The following is a 21,663-nucleotide window of genomic DNA, read 5'->3' on the forward strand; positions in this document are numbered from 1 at the left end:
CTACCGGCAACGCTTCGGATCAGGTCACGACTGCACGTAGGGCATTTCGCTGTCGATACCATCGAACGCGATCAGCTGCAGCAGCGGCTGCACGTCCTCGTCACTGATCTCACCCGCAGTGATGTCCTCAACGCGTGCATACAACGCCTGCAGCGCAGCTGCCTGGTCCCCTCGCAGCCAGCCACGATGGGTACCGAGCCAGGCCTGCAGATTGGTTCCGATATCGCCCTCCGAAAGCAGCGAATCCTCTTCCTCCAGCTCCACCACCGCTTCGGCCATCTTGCGGAACAGGAAGTCCTGGAAGCTCGCGGCCAGCAGATCGGCGCGATCATCGTCATGCCAGACCAGCAGCACCGGCGACTCACTGGAGCCCGGTGCATTGGTCCAGAAACAGTAGTGATCACCCGCGCCAGTGCGCGCGAACGGCAGCAGTTTCAGGTCATCGCGCAGCGGGTTGTAATGATCTTCGGCAGTCAGATCTTCCCAGGCTGCGCGCAGTTCGCTCGGCTCGATCGGTTCATAGTCGTTGGCATACAGCAGTACCGGCGGCTGCGGCTGCACCTGCGGGAACACCGTGCGGTACCAGTTCGGGCCCTGCTCGCCCCAGCTGAAACGGTTGCCTTCCACCAGCTGGCGGAACAACGGCGGGAAGGTCTGGCCGGAAGCCTGTTCGAGATCGGCGAGCATGCTCAATGACGTCCTTTTGTTGAGAAGACTCACTCTAGCGGGTGAACGCCATCCCCGCATGGCGCGGATCTACTCGGAAACCTCTCGCTGGAGCCGGTCATTGGACGGCTCTGCGCCATCCGCTGCGATTCACTCGCGCAGCATATCCACGAACGCACGCAGTGCGGCAGGCATCTGCCGCTGCTTCGGGTAGTACAGCGCGAAACCGGCGAACGGTTCGCTCCAGTCTTCCAGCACCGCCACCATCTGGCCCGAGTCGATGTACGGCCGCGCGGTGTCTTCCAGCACATAGGCCAGGCCGATGCCATCGAGCACCGCACTGACCACGGTGCCCTGCTCGCCCAGCGTCAGCCGCCCCGGCACATCGATCTCCAACGCCCGTCCCTCGCGTTCGAACTGCCACTTGTACAGATGGCCACTGGCGAAGCGGAAGCGGATGCATTCGTGCGCGGCCAGGTCGCGCGGGTGCTGCGGCGCCGGGTGCCGGCGCAGGTAGTCCGGCGAGCCGACGATCAGCCCGCGCAGCGGTGGCCCCATCGGCACCGCCACCATGTCCTCCGGCACGAACTCATGCAGGCGCACGCCGGCGTCGTAGCCCTCGGCGACGATGTCGACCAGGCCATCGTTCTCGGTCAGTTCCACCCGGATGTCCGGATGCGCGTGCAGGAAACGCGCCAGCCGCGGCCGCAACTGGGTCGGCACCGCCGCGCGGGTGGCGTTGATGCGCAGCAGGCCGGCCGGGACGGCCCGGAACTGGTTCATCTCTTCCAGCGCGTCATGCACCTGCCCCAGTGCCGGTTGCAGGCGCTCGAGCAGGCGCTGCCCGGCCTCGGTCAGGGCCACGCTGCGGGTGGTGCGATGGAACAGGCCCACGCCCAAGCGTTCTTCCAGCGCGCGGATCGCATAGCTCACCGCCGAGGTCGACAGCGCCAGCTCGGCGCCGGCGCGGCGGAAGCTGCGGTGGCGCGCGACCGCCGCGAACGCGGCCAAGTGGGAGAGGTTGTCAGTGGCCATGATTGTGCAGTTCCACTTGATGAATCATGCCGATATCCGCGCTTCTTGCCGCTGGGTACGGGGCGTATTGTAAAACGCCTTTCGACAAACCCTGCCAAGGATTCCCCATGTCCCTCGCCCGTGGTTACGCCGCCCATTCACATACCGACCCGCTGATCCCGTACGAGTTCGAACGCCGCCCGGTCGGCCCGGACGATGTGCGCATCGAGATCCTTTACAGCGGCATCTGCCACTCCGACCTGCACCAGGCCCGCGACGACTGGGGTGGCTCGATCTACCCGATGGTGCCGGGCCACGAGATCATCGGCCGCGTCACCGAGGTCGGCAGCAACGTCACCCGCTTCAAGGTCGGCGACCACGCCGGCGTGGGCTGCATGGTCGACTCGTGCCGCCACTGCGACGCCTGCGAGCACGACCTGGAGCAGTACTGCGCCGAAGGCGCGACCTGGACCTACAACGGCCGTGAACGCGAAAGCGGTGCGCCGACCTACGGCGGCTATTCCGACCACGTGGTGGTCGAGCAGCGCTTCGTGGTGAAGGTATCCGACACCCTCGACCTGAAGGCGGCCGCGCCGCTGCTGTGCGCCGGCATCACCACCTGGTCGCCGCTGCGCCACTGGAAGGTCGGCCCGGGCCAGAAGGTCGGCGTGATCGGCCTCGGTGGCCTCGGCCACATGGGCGTGAAGTTCGCCAAGGCACTCGGCGCGCATGTGGTGATGATCACCACCACGCCGGAAAAGGGCGCCGACGCCAAGCGCCTGGGCGCCGACGAAGTGCTGGTCTCGCGCGACGCCGCGCAGATGAAGGCGCACGCCGGCAGCTTCGACTTCCTGCTCAACACCATTCCGGTTGGCCATGACACCAACCCGTATATGGGCCTGCTCAAGCGCGAGGCCACCATGTGCCTGGTCGGCGTGCTGACCGAGCTGGATCCGCCGCTGACCGGCGGCAGCGTGATCTTCGGCCGCAAGCACCTGACCGGCTCGGCGATCGGCGGCATGGCCGAAACCCAGGAAATGATGGACTTCTGTGCCGAGCACGGCATCGTCAGCGACGTCGAGATGATCGATATCAAGAACGTCAACGAAGCCTGGGAACGCATGGCGAAGAACGATGTGCGCTACCGCTTCGTGATCGACATGGCGACGATGAAGAACGCCGCCTGATCGATCGGCGACTGTGAACGAAGAACCCCGGCACTGCCGGGGTTTCTTTCTGGTCGTGCCGGCCGCTGGCTGGCACCATCCATACGTTGGCATGACGAAGGTCAAGGCAGCGGCCGCCCCCTCCGGCGCAGACTCGCTGCATGGCCCGCCTGCCCTCCCCTGCGATGCTGATGCGCGCGCCGCACCGGCTGCTGTTCTTCATCGGCGCCAGCAACCTGCTGCTGGCAATGCTGTGGTGGGCGTTGTGGCTGGGCGCATTGCGCGGGTTGTGGACGCCGCAGCCACCGCCGCTGCCTCCGGCCTGGCTGCACGCGCTGCTGATGCAGTACCTGGTGCTGCCCAGTTTCATCTTCGGCTTCCTGCTCACCGTGTTCCCGCGCTGGATGGCACAGCCGGAGCTGCCACGCAGCCGCTATGCGCCGGTCGGCATCGGCCTGTTTGGTGGGCAGGCGCTGCTGATTGCCGCCGCCTGCGGCTGGACACCCGGGCTGTGGCCCGGCCTGCTGCTGGCACTGGCCGGCTGGAGCGCCGGACTGATCGTGCTGGGACGCGTGCTCACGGCCGCCGGCCCCAACCGCAACTGGCATGCGCGCGCCTGCTATGCCGCACTGCTGCTGGGCTGGCTGGGGCTGCTGCTGTTCATGGCGGTGGTGCGCGGCCACGCCACCCTGATGCCGGTCACGGTGGCACTCGGCACCTTCGGCCTGCTGCTGCCGGTCTACCTCACCGTCGCGCACCGGATGATCCCGTTCTTCGCCAACAACGTGGTGGACGGCTACGTGCCGTGGCGACCGCTGCGCTGGTTGGCCGCGATGTGGGCGCTGCTGATGCTGCGCCTGCTGTTGAGCGCGTTGCAGATCGACCACCTGCTGTGGCTGGCCGATGCGCCGCTGCTGATGTTGTCGCTGCAGGCGCTATGGCACTGGTGGCCACGCGGGCCGATGCCGGGCCTGCTCGCGGCCCTGTTCCTGGCGCTGGCGTGGCTGCCGATCAGCTTTGCGTTGTATCTGCTGCAGGACATCGGCCAGATGCTGGGCCATCTGCAACTGCTCGGCCGCGCGCCGCTGCATGCCCTCGCCGTGGGCCTGTTCGGCAGCCTGCTGGTGGCGATGGTGACCCGGGTCACCCAGGGGCATTCCGGGCGACCGCTGGTGATGCCGGCAGTGGCCTGGTTTGCGTTCGTCGCGCTGCAGGCGGTGGCGATCATGCGCATCGCTGCCGAACTGATGCCCGACGCCTATGCGTGGCATTTCGCCGCAGCCATCGGCTGGTTGCTGGCGCTTGCACCATGGGTGGCGCGTCTGGGCTGGATCTACCTGAGCCCACGTCGCGACGGCAAGCCGGGCTGACATCACCGCCGGGCATGGCACCATGGTGGGCATGTCCGATATTCCGTTCGATCCCACCACAATCACTACCTTCGCCGATGGCGACCCTGACGAGAATCCCTGGGTTCTCGGCGCGCCGCAGCCGGAAGCGCTGCAGGTGGTGCCCTGGTCCACGCTGTGGGCCGACCAGTTCGAGCAGCAGCGCACGCAGCTGCAGGCGGCACTCGGCAACATCGCGCTGGGCATTGAACACGTCGGCTCCACCGCGGTGCCGGGCCTGCCGGCCAAACCGGTACTGGACATCGACCTGCTGGTTGCCGATCCCGCCGACGAAGCGGCCTGGCTGCCACCGCTGCAGGCACTGGGCTACGTGCTTACCATCCGCGAACCCTCGTGGTACCAGCACCGCATGCTGCGGCTGGACGTGCCGCGCGTGAACCTGCACGTGTTCGCACCTGGTTGCGCCGAGCACCTCCGCCACTGCTTGTTCCGCGATTGGCTGCGCAGCCATGAAGACGACCGCAGGCGCTATGCACAGGCCAAGCAGGCAGCACTGCAGGGCAATGCCAACGTGCAGGCCTACAACCGCAGCAAGCAGGATGTGGTTCGCGGCATCTACGCGCGCCTGTTCGCAGCGCGCGGGTGGTGACGCAACGGCAGGTGCCGGCCCCGGCTGGCACCTGCCGGAACAGTGTCAGTACGCGAACTCGCGGAACACCGGATCGACGTCGCCGTGCCAGCGGCCATGGAACAGCGCCAGCTTGCGTTCGGCCGGGGTCAGGCCGGACTCGACGATCTCCTGCAGCACGTCCAGGAACTTGCTCTCGTCCTGGCCGTCGGCATTGCGCGCCGCGCGGCGCTTGAGGCCTTCGACGGAAATCTTCACCGCTTCACGGGCCAGGTCGCGCACGCTGCCAGTGCGGAACGGCAGGTTCATTGCATGCTTCGGCACGCCGTCGCGCAGTGCATGGCGCTCGGCCAGGGTGAAATCACGCACCAGGTCCCAGGCCGCATCCAGTGCGGTGTCGTCGTACAGCAGGCCCACCCAGAATGCCGGCAGCGCACACAGGCGGCTCCACGGGCCACCGTCGGCACCGCGCATTTCCAGATACTTCTTCAGGCGCACTTCCGGGAACGCGGTGGTCATGTGGTCCGACCAGTCGCGCAGCGTCGGCAGCGCACCCGGCAGCACCGGCAGCTTGGCCTGCATGAAATCGCGGAAGCTCTGCCCGCTGGCGTCGTGGTAGATGCCATCGCGGTAGGAGAAATACATCGGCACGTCGAGCAGGTAATCGACATAGCGCTCGTAACCGAAGCCATCCTCGAACACGAAGTCGAGCATGCCGGTGCGGTCGGCGTCGGTGTCGGTCCAGATGTGCGAGCGGTAGCTCAGGTAGCCGTTCGGCTTGCCTTCGGTGAACGGCGAATCGGCAAACAGCGCGGTGGCGATCGGCTGCAGCGCCAGCGACACGCGGAACTTCTTCACCATGTCCGCTTCGGTGGCGTAGTCCAGGTTCACCTGCACCGTGCAGGTGCGGGTCATCATGTCCAGGCCCAGTGAGCCGACCTTGGGCATGTACGCGCGCATGATCTTGTAGCGGCCCTTCGGCATCCACGGCATCTCATCGCGCTTCCACTTCGGCTGGAAGCCCATGCCGAGGAAGCCCAGCTGCAGCTCACCGGCCACCTGTGCCACCTCGTTGAGGTGGGTGCCGGTCTCCACGCAGGTCTGGTGGATGGTCTCCAGCGCCGCGCCGGACAGTTCCAACTGGCCCGCCGGTTCCAGCGTGACCGAGGCGCCATCGCGCAGCAGGGCGATGGTGTTGCCGTTCTCCTGCACCGGCTCCCAGCCGAAGCGGACCAGGCCGTTGAGCAGCGCTTCGATGCCACGCTCGCCCTCGAAGGTCGGCGGTCGCAGGTCATCCAGGCGGAATCCAAACTTCTCGTGCTCGGTACCGATGCGCCACTGCGCGCGGGGCTTCTCGCCGGAGGCGATCACCTCCACCAGCTGCGAGCGGTCGGTAATGGGGGTATCGGCGACGTGGCTGGGGCTCGACAAGGGGAAGGCTCGCTGGACAGTGGCGGGGGATGTGGGGCCCGGGGCCTTCCATCGCAAGGGCGCACTATAGCGTGGCGACCCGTTGCGTCATGCGACGGAGACGGTTTTCAGCATCCTACCGACGCCCTCTTGACCCTCGTACACTCGGGGCCATGAGCCGCCATTCACGACACCCCGAACTGCACCGCTCCGAGCGCGTCGGCTGGCTGCGTGCCGCCGTGCTGGGGGCCAACGATGGCATCGTCTCGGTGGCCGGCCTGGTGGTCGGCGTGGCCGCCAGCGGCGCCTCCGCGGCGACCATTCTGGCCACCGGCGTGGCTGGCACCGTGGCCGGCGCGATGTCGATGGCCGCTGGAGAGTATGTCTCCGTGCAGACCCAGGCCGACACCGAAGACGCCGACCTGGCGATGGAAAAGCGCGAACTGCACGAAGATCCGCACAGCGAGCTGGAAGAGCTGACCGCGATCTACCGCCACCGCGGCCTGGAGCCGGCGCTGGCGCGGCAGGTGGCCGAGCAGCTCACCGCCCACGACGCACTGGGCGCCCACGCCCGCGACGAGCTGGGCATCACCGATACCCTGCGCGCGCGCCCGCTGCAGGCAGCGCTGGCCTCGGCCGGCGCCTTCACCTGTGGTGCGGCACTGCCGGTGCTGACCGCGCTGCTCGCGCCGGTCGACAAGGTCGCGATGATGACCACCGCCAGCACCCTGCTCGGCCTGTGCCTGACCGGCGCGATGGCGGCCCAGGCCGGCGGCGCACCGCCGGTGCGCGGCGCGATCCGGGTGATGTTCTGGGGCGCGTTGGCAATGGCCGCCGCTGCAGGCGTCGGACGTCTGTTCGGCGCCCACGTGGCATGACCACCATGCTGCCCCCGGCCACCGCACTACTGGCCGAGATGACCAGCCTGGCCGGCTGCGCACGCGCCGAAGGCTATGCCTGCATCACCGCTCGCCAAGAGCATGGCGCCAGCTCGGTGGAGATTCCGCAACCACAGTTCGCGATCCTGCTGGAAGGCCGCAAGCAGGTGCGTACCGCGCACCAGTTGCTGGAATTCATCCCCGGCGACATCCTGCTGCTGACCCAGCGCTGCCGTATCGACGTGGTCAACAGCCCCGATCCGCGCAGTGGCCGCTACCTCAGCGCCATCGTGCCGCTGTGTACCGAAGTGCTGGCGGCCGCACGCACGCTGTGGAGCGAGGAACTTCCCGCCGCTGGCCAGGCGATGGCGCGACTGTCGTTGATCGACCATGGCACGGTGCTGCGCCAGTGGCGGCAATCGCTGCAGGACGGCCGTTACAGCGACGCCCGGCTGGCCCTGGCCTCGCTGGTATTGACCCTGTGCCGGCAGGGCCACGGCAACCTGCTGCTGCCGCAGGCACCGAGCTTGGGCGAACAGATCCGCGACCGCATCGCCGCCGAACCGGCTCGCGACTGGCAATCGCGTGATGTGGAAGAACAGTTCGCGCTGAGCGGTGCCACCCTGCGCCGTCGCCTTGCGGCCGAGGACACCAGCCTGCGCCAGCTGCTCACCGAGGCCCGGCTGGCTCACGGGATGAAGCTGCTTTACACCACCGACCTGCCGTTGAAGACCGTCGCCGCACGCGCGGGCTACCGGTCTGCGGCGAGTTTCAGCAAGCGCTTCGCCGAGCAGTACGGACTGGCTCCCACAGACATTTGAGGGGGTTCGGCAGGGCTGCGCCCTGCACCTGCCGAGGCAACAGCAAGAGCCGAAGCAACAGCAACAGCGGCTATCCGTGGGATGGCGGGGCGGTGTGGGTGGGCAGGACACGCCGTAAACCCATCCATGGGGGCTCGATGGCGCCATCCATGGCGCCAACGGTCCTGCCCACCCACACCGCCCCACCCCTGACAGATCTCCGCGGCTGTTGGTAGGTGTCGACCTTGGTCGACACATCTGTCAGATATCGAATGAAATTCCGGGGTCAGATCCGTTTTCCTGCGGAAAACGGATCTGACCCCAAGAGTATTTCCAACAGATCGCAGAAAACTGTCGAAGGCGGGGTGGGTCCGGTTGCGGGAGTGTCCGCGGCATGGATGCCGCGGCCAAGCCCCCATGGATGGGTTTACGGCGTCCCCCGCAACCGGACCCACCCCGCCATCCCACGGATAGCCGCTGTTGCTTCGGCCGTTGCTCTGGCTCGTAGCGGGTGCAGGGCGCAGCCCTGCAGACAACACCCCTCCCTGAGCATTCCGCGCAGTGGTTTGAGCGCCGTGCACACGCCGGCCACGGCACGCTGGGCGCAACGGAACCGCCCGTCATCCACCGAGAACCGCCATGACCCTGCGTCCCTTGCCGCTACGCGGCGCCCTGCTGCTGGCCCTGTCGTCCCTGCCGCTGGCCGCGCTGGCCGAAGCCACTTCGCCCGCCCCCACCCAGCAGGTCCCCGGCGTCTACCACCAGCGCATCGGAGCGCTGCAGGTCACCGCCCTGTTCGACGGCGTGGTCGCACTGGGCCGGCAGGAAGTGGTCGACGTGCCGCCAACGCTGGTCAGCCGCCTGCTGGAGGGCCGCTACGTGCCTGAAGACAAGAAGGGCCTGCAGACCGCGATCAACGCCTTCCTGGTGCGCCAGGGCAACCACCTGACCCTGGTCGATACCGGCACCGCGCAGTGCTTCGGCCCCGGCCTGGGCCAGGTGCTGGGCAACCTGCGCGCCTCCGGCGTGGACCCGGCCGAGGTGGATGAGGTGCTGCTGACCCACGCCCATCCGGACCATCTGTGCGGCGTGCTCGACGCGCAGGGCAAGCCGGCCTACCCGAATGCCACGGTGTGGCTGTCCAAGGCCGATGCCGATTACTGGCTCAATCCGGCCAGCGAGGCCACCGCGCCGAAGGGGGTGCGCTTCGCCTTCCCGCTGGCGCGCAACGCGGTGGCGCCGTACCAGACCAGCGGCCACCTGCGCACGTTCAGCCCCGGCGATGCCCTGCCCGGTGGCGCGGTGGCGATGGATACCCATGGCCACACGCCCGGCCATGTCTCCTACCGGTTCGACAGCCAGGGCCAGTCGCTGCTGGTGTGGGGCGATGTGCTGCACTTCCATGCGGTGCAGTTCGCCCACCCGGAAGCCGCGTTCGAGGCCGATTCGGACCGCAAGGCGGCCACCGCCAGCCGTCGCAGCCTGCTGCAGCAGGCCACCGCCCACGGTTGGTGGGTGGCCGGTGCACACCTGCCGTTCCCCGGCCTGGGCCATGTGCGCAGCGAAGGCCAGGCCTATGCCTGGGTGCCGGCGGAATATTCGCCGTTGTGAGGGTGTGCCGACCAAGGTCGGCACCCACCCGATCCGGTAGCGCCCGGCTGCCAGCCGGGCGACGGGGGAGCGCTTACTCCAACCCCAGCCAGCCGCCGATCACGCCGCGGGCTTCATCCACGCCGGTGCGGTCTTCGCCGGAGAACACCTGCACGCTGACGCTGTCGCCGTAGGCCGAGTGCAGTTCCTTGCGCACTTTCTGCAGGGTCTGCATCTGCTGGCTGCGGCTGAGCTTGTCGGCCTTGGTCAGCAGCGCGTGCGCCGGCAAACCGCGCTGCACCGCATAGGACAGCATCTGCCGGTCGTAGTCCTTCAGCGGATGGCGGATGTCCATCACCACCACCAGCCCCTTCAGGGCCTCGCGGGTGCGGAAATACTTGTCGATGAAGGCCTGCCAGTGCGCCTGCAGGTCCAGCGGCACCTTGGCGTAGCCGTAACCGGGCAGATCGACCAGATGGGCTTCCGGGGTGATCTGGAAGAACACCAGCTGCTGGGTGCGGCCGGGGGTCTTGGAGACACGGGCCAGCGCGTTCTGGCGGGTCAGCGCGTTGAGCGCACTGGACTTGCCGGCGTTGGAGCGGCCGGCGAAGGCCACTTCGGCCCCTTCGTCGGGCGGCAGCTGCCGCACGTTGTGGGCCGAAAGGTGGTAACGGGCGCGTTCGATGAGCAATGACATGCGCCTAGGATCGCATGTTGCGGCGCCGCGCGCCCGTGCCGGCGGCCTTTGCGGGCATTTTGCTGCACTGCTGCGTTGACCGTGCGCGGAAACGGCGTTGATAATCCGGGCGATGCCGGCGGCCACCGCCCGGCCCGGTCCATACGGAGCTTTAGCATGCGCCACGCTCGCGTTCTTGCCGTATCCGCCCTTGCCACTGCTGTAGTCGTTGCCGCTGCTGCGTTCGCGCAGACCACGTTGACCCCGCTGCCCGACAACGGGCCGATCAACACCGCCTCGCTGGAGGTGGATTTCAGCAAGACCCACTGGGGCGATGCCAAGGCCGGCCAGACCAAGGCCTCGGCCTGCGCGGCCTGCCATGGCGCCGACGGCAATTCCACGGTGGAGATGTACCCGTCCATCGCCGGCCAGAGCGAACGTTACGTGGCCCAGCAGATGGCCCTGATCGCCAATGGCCAGCGCAGCTCCGGTGCGGCGGTGGCGATGGTGCCGTTCGTGCAGAACCTCACCCCGCAGGACATGCGCGACATCGGCGCGTTCTTCGCCACGCAGAAGGCCACCGCCGGCATCGCCGACGACACCCTGGTTGCCGACGGCCCCTACAAGGGCATGAAGTTCTACGAGATCGGCCAGCAGCTGTACCGCGGTGGCGACGCCAAGCGCGGCCTGCCGGCCTGCATGGCCTGCCACGGCCCCAGTGGCGCCGGCAATCCGGGCCCGGCCTATCCGCACATCGGTGGCCAGCACGCCAGCTATGTCGCGCGGCGCCTGCAGGAATACCAGGCCGGGCAGACCCACGAGACCGACAAGGCGCACTTCCAGATCATGGCCACGGTCGCGCAGAAGCTCAGCGAGCAGGAGGTGCAGGCGCTGTCGAGCTACCTGCAGGGCCTGCACAACAAGGCCGACGACGTTGCCGTGACGACCACGCCGGCACAACCGGCTGCCGCGCCCTGACCACCGCTGGTCGGCCCGGGCCGCCACTGCGGCCCTCGCCTGCGGTATGTTTCCTTCACGCCGGCGACCGCGCCGGCGTTGCTTTTTTCAACGGAGATGCGTGTCGATGAGGTTGATTTCCCGCCTGCTGTTGTCCGTGCTGGTGCTGCTGCCGCTGGTAGCCTGCGCCGCCACTCCCGCCAATGCCCCGCTGGTCGAGGGCAAAGACTACGAGCGCATCGCCCAGCCGGGTCCGTTCCAGCCGCTGGCCGGCAAGATCGAGGTGGTCGAAGTCTTCGGTTACACCTGCCCGCACTGCGCCCACTTCGAACCGCAGCTGGAAGCCTGGGCGGCCAAGCTGCCGGCCGACGTGCGCTTCACCCCGGTCCCGGCCGCCTTCGGTGGTGCCTGGGATGCCTGGGCGCTGGCCTATTACGCCGCTGACGAAGTCGGCGTGGCCAAGCGCAGCCACGCCGCCGTGTTCAAGGCCCTGCACGAACAGGGTTCGCTGCCGATGCAGAACGTCTCGGCCGATGAGCTCGCCACCTTCTACAAGGCCTATGGCGTCACTCCGGACCGCTACATCCAGGCCCTGCGCGGCGAGGCCGTGCAGAAGAAGGTCGATGCCGCCCGCGCGTTCGCCCAGCGCACCAAGGTGCCGGGCACCCCGGCCATCATCATCAATGGCCAGTACCTGGTGCGCGGCAACAGCTTCGACGACCAGCTGCGCATCGCCTCGGCCTTGATCGCCCAGGCCCGCGCCGCCCGCGGCCGCTGAACCAACGCCCACCACCGACACGGCGCTGTCGCCGCCGCATGTCATCATTTCCCTCTGGCCGGCGCCTGACGCCGGCCCCACCTTTCCAGATGCTGGAGACGTTTCCATGAAGATCCGTTACGCCCTCGCACTCGCAGCGCTGCTGCCGATCCTGGCGGCCTGCAAGGCCGACGACGGCAGCACCAACACCACCGCGGCCCCGGCCGAACCGGCGACCGCTCCGGCCACCACCGAGCCCGCCGCTGCACCGGCCGCGGGCAGCGAAGGCACCGCTCCGGCTGTCGCCGAAGGCGAGAAGGCCCCAGCCGAAGCCGCACCGGCTGCCGCACCGGCTCCGAGCACCGCCGCGCTGACCGGCCCGGCTCCGGTGGAAGGCGCCGATTACCAGGTCATCCCGAACGGCCAGCCGTTCCAGCCGGCCGCCGGCAAGATCGAAGTGACCGAGATCTTCGGCTATGTCTGCCCGGCCTGCGCCGCATTCCAGCCGCTGGTCGGCCCGTGGAAGGCCGGCCTGCCGAGCGACGTGAACTTCGTCTACGTGCCGGCCATGTTCGGCGGCACCTGGGATGACTACGCCCGTGCCTTCTACGCCGCGCAGACCCTGGGCGTGCAGGAGAAGACCCACGAAGCGCTGTACGCCGCCATCCACTCGCAGAAGACCCTGAAGGGCGAACGTGGCCGTGATTCGGTGGACGACATTGCCAAGTTCTACGGTGCCTACGGCGTGGATCCGAAGCAGTTCGCCGCCACCATGGGCAGCTTCGCGGTGAACGCCAAGACCAACTCGGCCAAGCAGTTCGCCCAGCGCAGCCAGATCAGCGGCACCCCGTCGATCATCGTCAACGGCAAGTACCTGGTGAAGGGCAAGAGCTTCCCGGACATGCTGCGCATTGCCGACCACCTGATCGCCCGCGAACGCGGTGCGGCCCAGGCTCACTGAGCCAAGAGAAGCGTTTCCCGGCCGTGAATTCCCCCCGTACACGGACCCTGCGCTTGCTGACGGCCAACATCCAGGCCGGCTCAAGTACCCGCCGCTACAGCGACTATGTGACCCGCAGCTGGTCACATGCGCTGCCGGCGGGCCGCAAGCGCAGCAGCCTGGACGCGATCGCCACCCTGGCGCGCGAACATGACATCGTCGGCCTGCAGGAGGCCGACCCGGGCAGCCTGCGCTCGGGCTTCACCAACCAGACCCACTACCTGGCCCAGCGTGCCGGCTTCAACTACTGGAGCCACCAGCCGAACCGGCGCATGGGCGGGGTCGCCTCCAGCGCCAATGGCCTGCTGAGCAAGCTGGAACCGGTGGAAGTGCAGGACCACGCCCTGCCCGGCCGCATCGGCGGGCGCGGCGTGCTGCTGGCCAAGTTCGGCGACGGTGCCGATGGCCTGGCGGTGGCGGTGGCCCATCTGTCGCTGGGCGCGGGCTCGCGGATGTCGCAGCTGGGTTTCATCGCCGAGCTGCTGTCCGACCATCCCAACGCCGTGTTGATGGGCGACTTCAACTGCCTGGCCGAACGCCCGGAAATGCAGGTGCTGTACCAGAAGACCCGGCTGCAGCCTCCCGGCTGCATCGTGCCGACCTTCCCCAGCTGGCGCCCCGACCGCGCCATTGACCATATCCTGGTCAGCAGTGGCCTGCAGACCCGCACCGTGGAAGCCGTACCGGCCGCATTCTCCGATCACCTCGCCCTGGCGATGCAGATCGACGTCCCGGCCGACGCCCTGCGCTGAAAAAAGGGGACGGAGGGGATTAAGTCGTTTGCGACACAAACGACTTAATCCCCTCCGTCCCCTTTTTTCATGCGGTGACCGGCACCTTCAGCCGCCGCGCGGTCATCGTGCTGCCCACCGAGGCCAGCACCGTGCAGCCGATCGCCAGCCACTGCAGCCCGTGCAGGTGCTCGTGCAGCAGCAGCATCGCCCACAGCGCGGCCACCGCCGGCTCCATGCTGATCAGGATGCCGAAGGTCTCCTTGGGCAGGCGCTTGAGCGCCATCATCTCCAGCGACATCGGAATCGCGCTGGAGACCAGCGCCACCAGCAGGCCGGCCGCCAGGATCTTCGGATCGAGCAGTGCAGCGCCGGCATGCACCACGCCCACCGGTACCACCACCAGCGACGCCGCCAGCAGCCCCAGCGACACCGAATGCCCGGCGTGCAGGTGGCCGGCACGCTTGCCGAACACGATGTACAGGCCCCAGCACGCCGCCGCACCCATGGCATACAGCACCCCGGCCGGATCCAGCGCCGGGCCGCCACCGATCGGCAACAGCAACAGCAGCCCCACCGCCGCGCAGCCCACCCACAGGAAGTCGATCGGTCGTCGTGATGACAGCATCGCTACCGTCAGTGGCCCGGTGAACTCGATGGCCACCGCGATGCCGAAGGGAATCGTGCGCAGGGCCATGTAGAACAGCAGGTTCATCAGACCCAGGGTGAGCCCGTAGCGCAGGATGGTGATCGCATCCACGCGGCTGGTCTTCCAGCGCCATGGCCGCCAGAACAGCAGCAGCAACAGCGCCGAGAAGCCCACGCGCAGCGCGCTGGTGCCCTGCGCGCCGATCAGTGGGAACAGGTGTTTTGCGTAGGAGGTGCCGATGGCCAGCGAGGTGACCGAGCCGAGCACCGCCAGCGCCGGCAACATCGGCGCGAGTCGTGAGGTCTGCATGCGCAAAGTCTATTGCGCCGGCGCCGAGCACTTGGCTCAATTGACAGCCCGTTCGTGCAACTTCTGCTCGCCATGGCCACCGCCCCCGTGCTCGACAGTTTCGACCGCGCCATCCTCGACCTGCTGCAGCGGGACAACACCCTGCCGCAGCGCGAAATCGCCGAGGCCGTGCACCTGTCCACCCCGGCCGTGCAGCGCCGCATCAAGCGCCTGCAGGACAGCGGCGTGATCGCGGCCAATGTAGCGGTGGTCGCCGCAGCCAAGGTCGGGCGACCACTGACCATCATCGTCGAGGTGCGCGTGGTCAGCGAGCAGCGTGAACGCGTGGCGCCGTTCAAGCGCCGCGTGCAGGACGACCCGGCCGTGCAGCAGTGCTACTCGATCACCGGCGACGGCGATTTCCTGCTGTTGCTTTCGGCCGCGTCGATGGAAGAATACGAGACGATCACCGAGCGCTTGTTCGGTGGCGACGACAATATCGAGCGCTTCCGGACCTCGGTGGCACTGGGCACCTTGAAGCGGAGTTTCGAGGTCCCGCTGGCACCGGTTCTGTAGCGTCGAGCCATGCTCGACTGCGCTTTTACCGCAGAGCAACAGCCGTCGAGCATGGCTCGACGCTACAGTCGGAGACCATGAGCACTCCGTCCTCTCCTGCCGGTCGCCTGCGCCGCTGGCTGCTGCGCGGTCTGTGGCTGGCCATTGCCGTCGTTGCGATGATGGCGTTGTGGAACAGTCCCTGGGCCGCCGCACCAAAGATGCTGTGGACACTCGCGCAGATGCCGCCGGCCACCGAACTCCCGGTGCCGGTGGAGGGTGTGCGCCCCCGCCAGATCGCCGATACCTTCGGCGCGCCGCGCGGCCGCAACCGCTCCCACGCCGGCATCGACATCTTCGCCCAGCGCGGCACGCCGGTGCGCAGCGTCACTGCCGGCGTCATCGCGGATGTCAGCGAACGCGGCCTCGGTGGCCGCCAGGTCTGGGTGATCGGGCCCGGGCGGGAACGCTACTACTACGCGCATCTGGAAGGTTGGGCCGAGGGCCTGGCGCGCGGCCAGGTGGTGCGGGCCGGTGACCTGCTCGGCCATGTGGGCGACAGCGGCAATGCCAAGGGCACACCGCCGCATCTGCACTGGGGCATCTACGGCTCGAACGGCCCTCGCGACCCGTTGCCGCTGCTGCGCTGAACGCTGTTGCGCACCCGCGGACCGATCTGTTCATGATTTGTAAATAGGAATAGTTCGTATTACCATTTCTTTCGTTTCCGGTGGTGCCAGGACGGCCTGCCCGCCCTTCCCCTACCCGTAGCGCATCGCCTCCTGGATGACGGTCGAACGCGCGTGCTCGTCCAGGACTCCCATGACCCGTCCCGCCTTCCGTACCCTGCAGCCGCAGCGGCTGTCCGTTGCCGTGCTTGCTGTTCTCTGTGCCGTGGCCCCGGCCGCCTTCGCCGACACTGCCGCCGACCCGACCACGCTGGACAAGGTGGTGGTCAAGGGCGAGCGCGCCGAAGGCTATTCGGTTCGCCGTACCTCGGCCGGTACCCGCTTCGACCTGGCGCCGCGCGAGATCCCGCAGTCGGTCAGTATCATCAGCCACCAGCGCATCGAAGATCAGAAGCTGGACGACATCATCGACGTGCTGGCCAACACCACCGGCGTGACCAGCACCCAGTCCGACAGCGAGCGCACCGAGTTCTACGCGCGTGGCTTCTACATCGATGCCTACCAGTTCGATGGCCTGCCGACGCAGATGGTGCAGAACTGGAGCTACGGCGATTCCGGCCTCGATCTTGCGCTGTACGACCGCGTGGAAGTGGTACGCGGCGCTACCGGCCTGCTCAGCGGTGCTGGCAATCCGTCCGCCTCGGTGAACCTCATCCGCAAACACGCCGACAGCGCAGAACTGACCGGCAGCATCTCGGTGAACGTCGGCAGTTGGGGCCGCACACGCACCACCGTGGACGTGGGCACCGCGCTGAACGCCAGTGGCACGGTGCGCGGCCGGGTGATCGGCAGCTACCTGGACACCGATGGTCAGATGGACCGCTACAACCAGCGCAAGACGCTGGGTTATGCCGTCATCGACGCCGACCTGACCCCGGACACGCAGCTCAGCGTGGGCTACGACTACCAGCAGAAGCGCGCCAACGGCGCGACCTGGGGCGGCTTCCCGATGTGGTACGCCGATGGCAGCCCGACCAACTATCCGACCTCGTTCAATCCGTCGCCGGACTGGACCTACTGGGACACCACCAGCAAGCGTGCGTTCGCCACCCTGCAGCATGCCTTCAGCAACGGCTGGAAGTTCAAGATCGGCGCCACCCACGACCGCACCAAGGCCGACGACAAGCTGTTCTATCCGGCCTACACCGCGTTCAACAAGACCACGGGCGCCGGCATCACGCCGATGGCCGGCTTCTACAACACCGAGCGCAAGGTTGATGGCATCGATGGCTACATCGATGGGCCGTTCCAGCTGTTCGGCCGCGAGCACCAGTTCATGGCCGGCCTGAGCTACAACAAGCGTGAGTTCGCCAACTATGGTGATTTCCAGCCTGACTTCAACGATCCGAATGCACAGTACCTGCCGCTGGCCAGCTACTTCGGCTGGACCGGTGATTTCCCGCAGCCGAACTGGCGACCGCTGAAGCTTGCCAGCCAGGGCACCATCACACAGAAGGCCGGCTATGCCGCCGCACGCCTGTCGCTGGCCGATCCGCTGAAGCTGATCATCGGTGCGCGCTACACCGACTGGAAGAGCGAAGACGAAGGCAACGACCGCTCGCACAAAGTGACCACGCCGTATGCCGGCCTGGTCTACGACATCAACGATACCTACTCCGCCTACGCCAGCTATACCGAGATCTTCCAGCCGCAGACGCTGCGCAACAAGCAGGGCAGCTACCTCGATCCGGTCGATGGCAAGAGCTACGAAGTCGGCGTCAAGGGCGCGTGGTTCGACAACCGGCTGAATGCATCCGTGGCAGTGTTCCGCATCGAGCAGGACAACGTTGGCCAGGAAACCATGGACAAGGTCGACGGGCAAATGAACGAGACCGCCTACATCGCTGCACGTGGCACCGTCAGCCGCGGCTTCGAGTTCGAAGTGAACGGCGAACTGGCACCGGGCTGGAACGCGACCTTCGGTGCTTCACGTTACGTGGCCAAGGACATCAACGGCGCCGACATCAACACCAACCTGCCGCAGACCGCGCTGAAGCTGTTCACCAGCTACACCCCGCAATCGCTGCAGGAACTGACCGTCGGCGGCGGTGCCAACTGGCAGAACCGCATCTACTACGCTGCGCCGGTAGTGGGCCGCTTCGAACAGGAAGGCTACGCGCTGGTCAGTGCCTTCGTGCGCTACCGCATCTCGCCGGAGTTCAGCGTGCAGGCCAACCTCAACAACCTGCTGGACAAGAAGTACTACTCGCAGATCACCGGCTACGGTGCCTACGGCGACGGCCGCAATGGCTCGCTGACGTTCACCTGGGCGTTCTGATCCAACCGGCCTTGTAGCGTCGAGCCATGCTCGACTCGATCACACGGGGTCGTCGAGCACGGCTCGACACCACAACGGGGGCGCTCGGCGCCCCCGTTGCCGCGCTGACCTTGCAGGTGTAGCGTCGCGCAGACGGATACCTCGCGCCTTCCCCCTCAAGGACGACCGGCCATGCGCACCCGCACGAAACTCGCTCTCTCGCTCGTGGCCCTGTTCTCTTCGCTGCCGCTGATGGTCGCTACAGGCAATGGCTACTTCATCCTGCTTCTGCTGATCGGCCTGCCCGCAGCGATCCTGTTCTGGTTCGATCTGGGCCGTGAACTGCGCGCCATCCCCATCCCCACCCGCTCCGAGCGCGCGCTGGGATTGGCAATGGGCATTCCACAGGTGCTGTTCGGACTGTTGTGCGCGGGGATCGGCCTGATCCTGGTGGCCTGGATCCTGTACAACCTGCTGGTCCAAACGCTGCCACAGTTCCGCATTCCCTCACTGCCCGCCTTCGCGGTCGGGCCGATGATGATCGTGGCCGGACTGGGATGGGCACGCACCGCGTTCCGCCGTGCCAGCCTTGAACAGGATGACCCGGAACAGGACATTCCGGATTGACCACCTTCATGGAGTCGAGCATGGCTCGACGCTGCAACGGCGCCGGGCGGAGCCCGGCGCCGTCCCTTCATCAGAAACGCAGGTCCGCGCGCAGGTACCAGTAGCGGCCACGCGGGATGTCGTAGGTCGAAGCGTCGTAACCGTTCAACGAGCACGACAGGCAGATCGGCGGATCCTTGTCGAACACGTTGTTCAGGCCAGCGGTCAGCTGCAGCCCCTTCATCCAGTCGATCTTGTAGCCCACCTGCATGTCATGGAAGGTGGTGGCCGACAGCGTATTGGTGCCTGCGGCCTGGTTGCTGCACACCGGGAAGGCAGCGGCATCACCGCAGTTTTCGGTCAGCTCGGAGATGTGCCGTACGGTCCAGTTGGCACTCCAGCGGTCCATCGTCCAGCCGATGCTGGCATTGCTGGTCCATTCCGGAATCGAACTGTCGGCTACTTCCACGCCTGGCTTCTGCGGCTGCTTCTGGCCGGCCGCGCCGGTGGCCTCGTAACGGCCGACGAAGGTGTTCTTCCAGCCCAGCTTGAACTGGCCGATGGAGGTCTGCGGCAAGGTCCAGAACAGATCCACGTCCCAACCATCGGTCTTGATCGACCCCAGGTTGGTCAGGCGGTTGTTGAAGCTGCTCACTGCGCCGGTGCTGGCACGGGTGATGCCGTCGCAGTAGATCGGATCGAGCGTATCCACGCACAGGTCCAGCTGGGTCTGCGCGTTGATCGCCTGGATGGCACCATCGATGGCGTGGCGGTAGAAGGTCACTTCCACGTCGAAGCGCTCCGACCACGACGCATTGTTGCCGAACCACGGGCTCCACACGAAGCCGGCACTGAAGCTGCGCGAGCGTTCCGGATCAAGCTCACGGTTGCCGCCGGTGGTCACCGAGATCTGCGAGTTGGCCTGCTGGAAACCAGCCGGCACGCCCAGCGCAGCACAGTTGGCGGCGCTGCCACGCGGCGGCGTACCGCCCAGGCCCACCGAGCATGGATCGAACAACTGCAGGTCGGCACGTGCCGCCGAGCCGTACAGCTCACCGATCGACGGTGCGCGGAAGCCTTCGGCATAGGTCGTGCGCAGCACAAAGTCATCGGTCACCTGCCAGCGCAGGCCGTACTTGGGCGTGAATTCACCACCAAAGGTGGAGTAGTCCGAATAGCGGCCGGCCAGGCTCAGGTCCAGCTTCTTGCCGAACGAAGAGTCGGCGAAGATCGGCACGCTCAACTCCAGGTAAGCTTCATTGACGTCATAGGAGCCCGAGGTCGGCTGCGAGGGCACGCCGTTGTAGTGGCCCGCCACCGTCAACGGATCCGGCTGGTAGGAGCCCTTGTACCTGCGGTGTTCGACACCGGTGGCGAACGACACCGGGCCGGCCGGGAGCGTGAACAGCTCGCTGGACAGGTTGGCGGTGAACAGGCTCAGCTCGTTCTGGCTGCGGTCACGCACCACCGGCTGGATCCACTTCAGCATGTCCGGCGTGATCGAGCCCACACCACCGAAGATGTTCAGCGGCACGCACCCTGGCGTGGCGGCGCAGATGGCAGGATCGCCCAGCGCCATGTTGACGTTGTAGATGTTGTAGCTGCCGTAGTTGGTCTGTTCGGCCTTGTTCTTGCTGTACATGCCGTTGACGTCCCAGTACCAGTTGCGGTCAGCCGCCTGGAAGTTGCCGACCAGGCCGGTGGCGAAGTACGTGGTGTCCACCTTCTGCTTGAACACGCGCGCACCGCCCTCCACCGGACGGCGACCGATCAGGCTCAGGTTGTCACCCGAGACCAGGTCGAAGCCGAACGGGTTGTACGGGTTGAGCGCAGACACGGTGATGTTGTCGGCCAACGGATTACCGGTGGCGCCATCGGGACCGAAGAACAGCGGCTCCGGACCGGCCTGGTTGGTCGACTCGCGGCGGTTGCCCAGTGCCTTGACGTACCACTGCACGTTGTCGGTGATGTCGAAGCGGAACTGGCCGAACAGGCCCTTACGCTCCGAGGGTGTCAGCACCATGTTGTATTCGGCGAAATTGAACCGATCAGCGCTGGTGAAGCAGTGATAGTCATCGGTGCGCGTGCAGCCGGCACTGCCGTCGTAACGTGGGTTGCTCACACCGGTATTGGGCACGATGTTCTGCACCGCACCAGTGTTCGGATCGGTGAACATGAAACGGCCCTGCGGAATGCCACCACTGCCGAAGGCCAGGCCGGTGCCGGGAATCGGGAAGCGCGACTGTTCGCGGTCCTTGGCAAACACCGGATCCTGCTTGGTCCAGCTCGCGCCCAGGAACAGGCTGTAGCGGTCACCGCTCTTGCCCCAGGCCAGGTCCACGCCCTTCTGCGTACCATCGCCCTTGCTGTACTCGCCGTAGTTCAGAGTCACCTGGCCGCCATCGAAATCACGGCGGGTGATGATGTTGACCACGCCGGCAATGGCGTCGGAGCCATACAGCGACGACGCACCATCTTCCAGCACTTCAATGCGTTCGACGATGGCCAGCGGAATGGTGTTGAGGTCGGTCGCCGAGCCCACACCGGAGGCAGACGACTCATTGACCCAGCGGATGCCATCGACCAGCACCAGCACGCGCTTGGCCCCCAGATGACGCAGATCAACCTGCGCGGAACCGGCACCCACGCCACTGCCATCGGGCGGGAAGCCGAAGTTGCCGGACGAATTGAACTTGGCATTGAGCGCGGAACCGGAACCGGTGAGCTGCTGCAGCACTTCGCCGATCGAGGTCAGGCCGGTGCGTTCGATATCACCGCGGGTCAGCGTCTGGATCGGCACCTGGCCTTCGACTTCAGCGCGCTTGATGCGGGTACCGGTGACTTCCACCGCATCGAGGTTGGTGGTGGATTGTGCAGCGGCACCCAACGGTGCCAGGGTCATCACGCACAGCGCGACGGCAACCGCCAAAGGGCGGTGGTGCAGGTGATTCATTCGCTCTCTCTCCAAAGGAATGTCGGGACATGGGCTGCCGCACT

20 protein-coding genes are annotated in these 21,663 nt (G+C 66.8%); 14 read left to right on the forward strand and 6 right to left on the reverse strand.

All coding sequences use genetic code 11. The features are described 5' to 3' along the window. Nucleotides 1-24: 24 nt before the first annotated feature. Nucleotides 25-687 (reverse strand): SMI1/KNR4 family protein, encoded by a 663-nt coding sequence (locus tag D5301_RS00795; protein ID WP_239496499.1) that lies wholly within the window; start codon nucleotides 685-687, stop codon nucleotides 25-27. A gap of 129 nt (nucleotides 688-816) precedes the next feature. Then, nucleotides 817-1,701, reverse strand: a complete 885-nt coding sequence (locus tag D5301_RS00800) for a LysR family transcriptional regulator (protein ID WP_110713655.1) — start codon at nucleotides 1,699-1,701, stop codon at nucleotides 817-819. 107 nt (nucleotides 1,702-1,808) lie between these two features. Here D5301_RS00800 and D5301_RS00805 point away from each other — a divergent pair, with 107 nt between their 5' ends. From D5301_RS00805 to D5301_RS00815, 3 genes are all read left to right on the forward strand, one after another. Beyond that, the gene (locus D5301_RS00805; protein ID WP_153854508.1) at nucleotides 1,809-2,867 is read left to right on the forward strand and encodes an NAD(P)-dependent alcohol dehydrogenase; all 1,059 of its coding nucleotides are present in this window, start codon (nucleotides 1,809-1,811) and stop codon (nucleotides 2,865-2,867) included. A 140-nt stretch (nucleotides 2,868-3,007) separates the two neighbouring features. Beyond that, a complete protein-coding gene (locus D5301_RS00810; protein ID WP_153854509.1) occupies nucleotides 3,008-4,216 on the forward strand; it encodes an NnrS family protein in 1,209 nt (402 codons plus the stop codon). Between the two features lie 31 nt (nucleotides 4,217-4,247). Beyond that, nucleotides 4,248-4,844 (forward strand): GrpB family protein, encoded by a 597-nt coding sequence (locus D5301_RS00815; RefSeq protein ID WP_228756287.1) that lies wholly within the window; start codon nucleotides 4,248-4,250, stop codon nucleotides 4,842-4,844. A 45-nt stretch (nucleotides 4,845-4,889) separates the two neighbouring features. Here the strand turns inward: D5301_RS00815 and D5301_RS00820 are convergent, their stop codons facing one another. After that, complete coding sequence (locus D5301_RS00820; RefSeq protein ID WP_032129893.1) at nucleotides 4,890-6,254, reverse strand: glutamate--cysteine ligase; 1,365 nt, start codon at nucleotides 6,252-6,254, stop codon at nucleotides 4,890-4,892. Nucleotides 6,255-6,406: 152 nt separating this feature from the next. On the opposite strand from D5301_RS00820, the gene D5301_RS00825 reads away from it, so the two are divergent. The 3 genes from D5301_RS00825 to D5301_RS00835 all read left to right on the forward strand — a co-directional run bounded on the left by D5301_RS00825 (nucleotide 6,407) and on the right by D5301_RS00835 (nucleotide 9,522). Next, nucleotides 6,407-7,111 (forward strand): VIT family protein, encoded by a 705-nt coding sequence (locus D5301_RS00825; protein ID WP_153854511.1) that lies wholly within the window; start codon nucleotides 6,407-6,409, stop codon nucleotides 7,109-7,111. Beyond that, nucleotides 7,108-7,932 carry a helix-turn-helix transcriptional regulator gene (locus D5301_RS00830; protein ID WP_153854512.1) on the forward strand — a complete coding sequence of 275 codons (825 nt, stop codon included), beginning with the start codon at nucleotides 7,108-7,110 and terminating at the stop codon, nucleotides 7,930-7,932. Before D5301_RS00825 ends, D5301_RS00830 begins: the two co-directional genes overlap by 4 nt. A gap of 618 nt (nucleotides 7,933-8,550) precedes the next feature. Then, a complete protein-coding gene (locus D5301_RS00835; RefSeq protein ID WP_110713667.1) occupies nucleotides 8,551-9,522 on the forward strand; it encodes an MBL fold metallo-hydrolase in 972 nt (323 codons plus the stop codon). Between the two features lie 73 nt (nucleotides 9,523-9,595). On the opposite strand, the gene yihA is transcribed toward D5301_RS00835, so the two are convergent. Then, a complete protein-coding gene (gene yihA, locus D5301_RS00840; RefSeq protein WP_100440120.1) occupies nucleotides 9,596-10,198 on the reverse strand; it encodes a ribosome biogenesis GTP-binding protein YihA/YsxC in 603 nt (200 codons plus the stop codon). 156 nt (nucleotides 10,199-10,354) lie between these two features. Here yihA and D5301_RS00845 point away from each other — a divergent pair, with 156 nt between their 5' ends. From D5301_RS00845 to D5301_RS00860, 4 genes are all read left to right on the forward strand, one after another. Next, a complete protein-coding gene (locus tag D5301_RS00845; protein ID WP_153854513.1) occupies nucleotides 10,355-11,155 on the forward strand; it encodes a c-type cytochrome in 801 nt (266 codons plus the stop codon). Between the two features lie 106 nt (nucleotides 11,156-11,261). Beyond that, entirely contained in the window at nucleotides 11,262-11,912 is a 651-nt protein-coding gene (locus tag D5301_RS00850) for a thiol:disulfide interchange protein DsbA/DsbL (RefSeq protein ID WP_110713671.1), read from the forward strand. Nucleotides 11,913-12,018: 106 nt separating this feature from the next. Then, the gene (locus D5301_RS00855; protein WP_153854514.1) at nucleotides 12,019-12,852 is read left to right on the forward strand and encodes a thiol:disulfide interchange protein DsbA/DsbL; all 834 of its coding nucleotides are present in this window, start codon (nucleotides 12,019-12,021) and stop codon (nucleotides 12,850-12,852) included. A 53-nt stretch (nucleotides 12,853-12,905) separates the two neighbouring features. Beyond that, a complete protein-coding gene (locus D5301_RS00860; protein WP_005419292.1) occupies nucleotides 12,906-13,643 on the forward strand; it encodes an endonuclease/exonuclease/phosphatase family protein in 738 nt (245 codons plus the stop codon). A gap of 67 nt (nucleotides 13,644-13,710) precedes the next feature. Here D5301_RS00860 and D5301_RS00865 read toward each other — a convergent pair whose 3' ends face one another. Next, nucleotides 13,711-14,580, reverse strand: coding sequence for an EamA family transporter (locus D5301_RS00865; protein WP_033835229.1), 870 nt, complete (start codon nucleotides 14,578-14,580; stop codon nucleotides 13,711-13,713). Between the two features lie 72 nt (nucleotides 14,581-14,652). On the opposite strand from D5301_RS00865, the gene D5301_RS00870 reads away from it, so the two are divergent. From D5301_RS00870 to D5301_RS00885, 4 genes are all read left to right on the forward strand, one after another. Next, nucleotides 14,653-15,135, forward strand: a complete 483-nt coding sequence (locus tag D5301_RS00870; protein WP_153854515.1) for an Lrp/AsnC family transcriptional regulator — start codon at nucleotides 14,653-14,655, stop codon at nucleotides 15,133-15,135. 77 nt (nucleotides 15,136-15,212) lie between these two features. Next, nucleotides 15,213-15,764 carry a M23 family metallopeptidase gene (locus D5301_RS00875; protein WP_153854516.1) on the forward strand — a complete coding sequence of 184 codons (552 nt, stop codon included), beginning with the start codon at nucleotides 15,213-15,215 and terminating at the stop codon, nucleotides 15,762-15,764. A 172-nt stretch (nucleotides 15,765-15,936) separates the two neighbouring features. Continuing rightward, nucleotides 15,937-18,081, forward strand: a complete 2,145-nt coding sequence (gene fhuE / locus D5301_RS00880) for a ferric-rhodotorulic acid/ferric-coprogen receptor FhuE (RefSeq protein ID WP_032128963.1) — start codon at nucleotides 15,937-15,939, stop codon at nucleotides 18,079-18,081. 171 nt (nucleotides 18,082-18,252) lie between these two features. Beyond that, entirely contained in the window at nucleotides 18,253-18,687 is a 435-nt protein-coding gene (locus D5301_RS00885; RefSeq protein WP_153854517.1) for a hypothetical protein, read from the forward strand. 70 nt (nucleotides 18,688-18,757) lie between these two features. Here D5301_RS00885 and D5301_RS00890 read toward each other — a convergent pair whose 3' ends face one another. After that, entirely contained in the window at nucleotides 18,758-21,619 is a 2,862-nt protein-coding gene (locus D5301_RS00890; protein WP_153854518.1) for a TonB-dependent receptor, read from the reverse strand. Nucleotides 21,620-21,663: the final 44 nt, after the last annotated feature.

Source organism: Stenotrophomonas sp. MH181796 (assembly GCF_009659995.1).
GTDB classification, from domain to species: Bacteria; Pseudomonadota; Gammaproteobacteria; order Xanthomonadales; family Xanthomonadaceae; genus Stenotrophomonas; species Stenotrophomonas riyadhensis.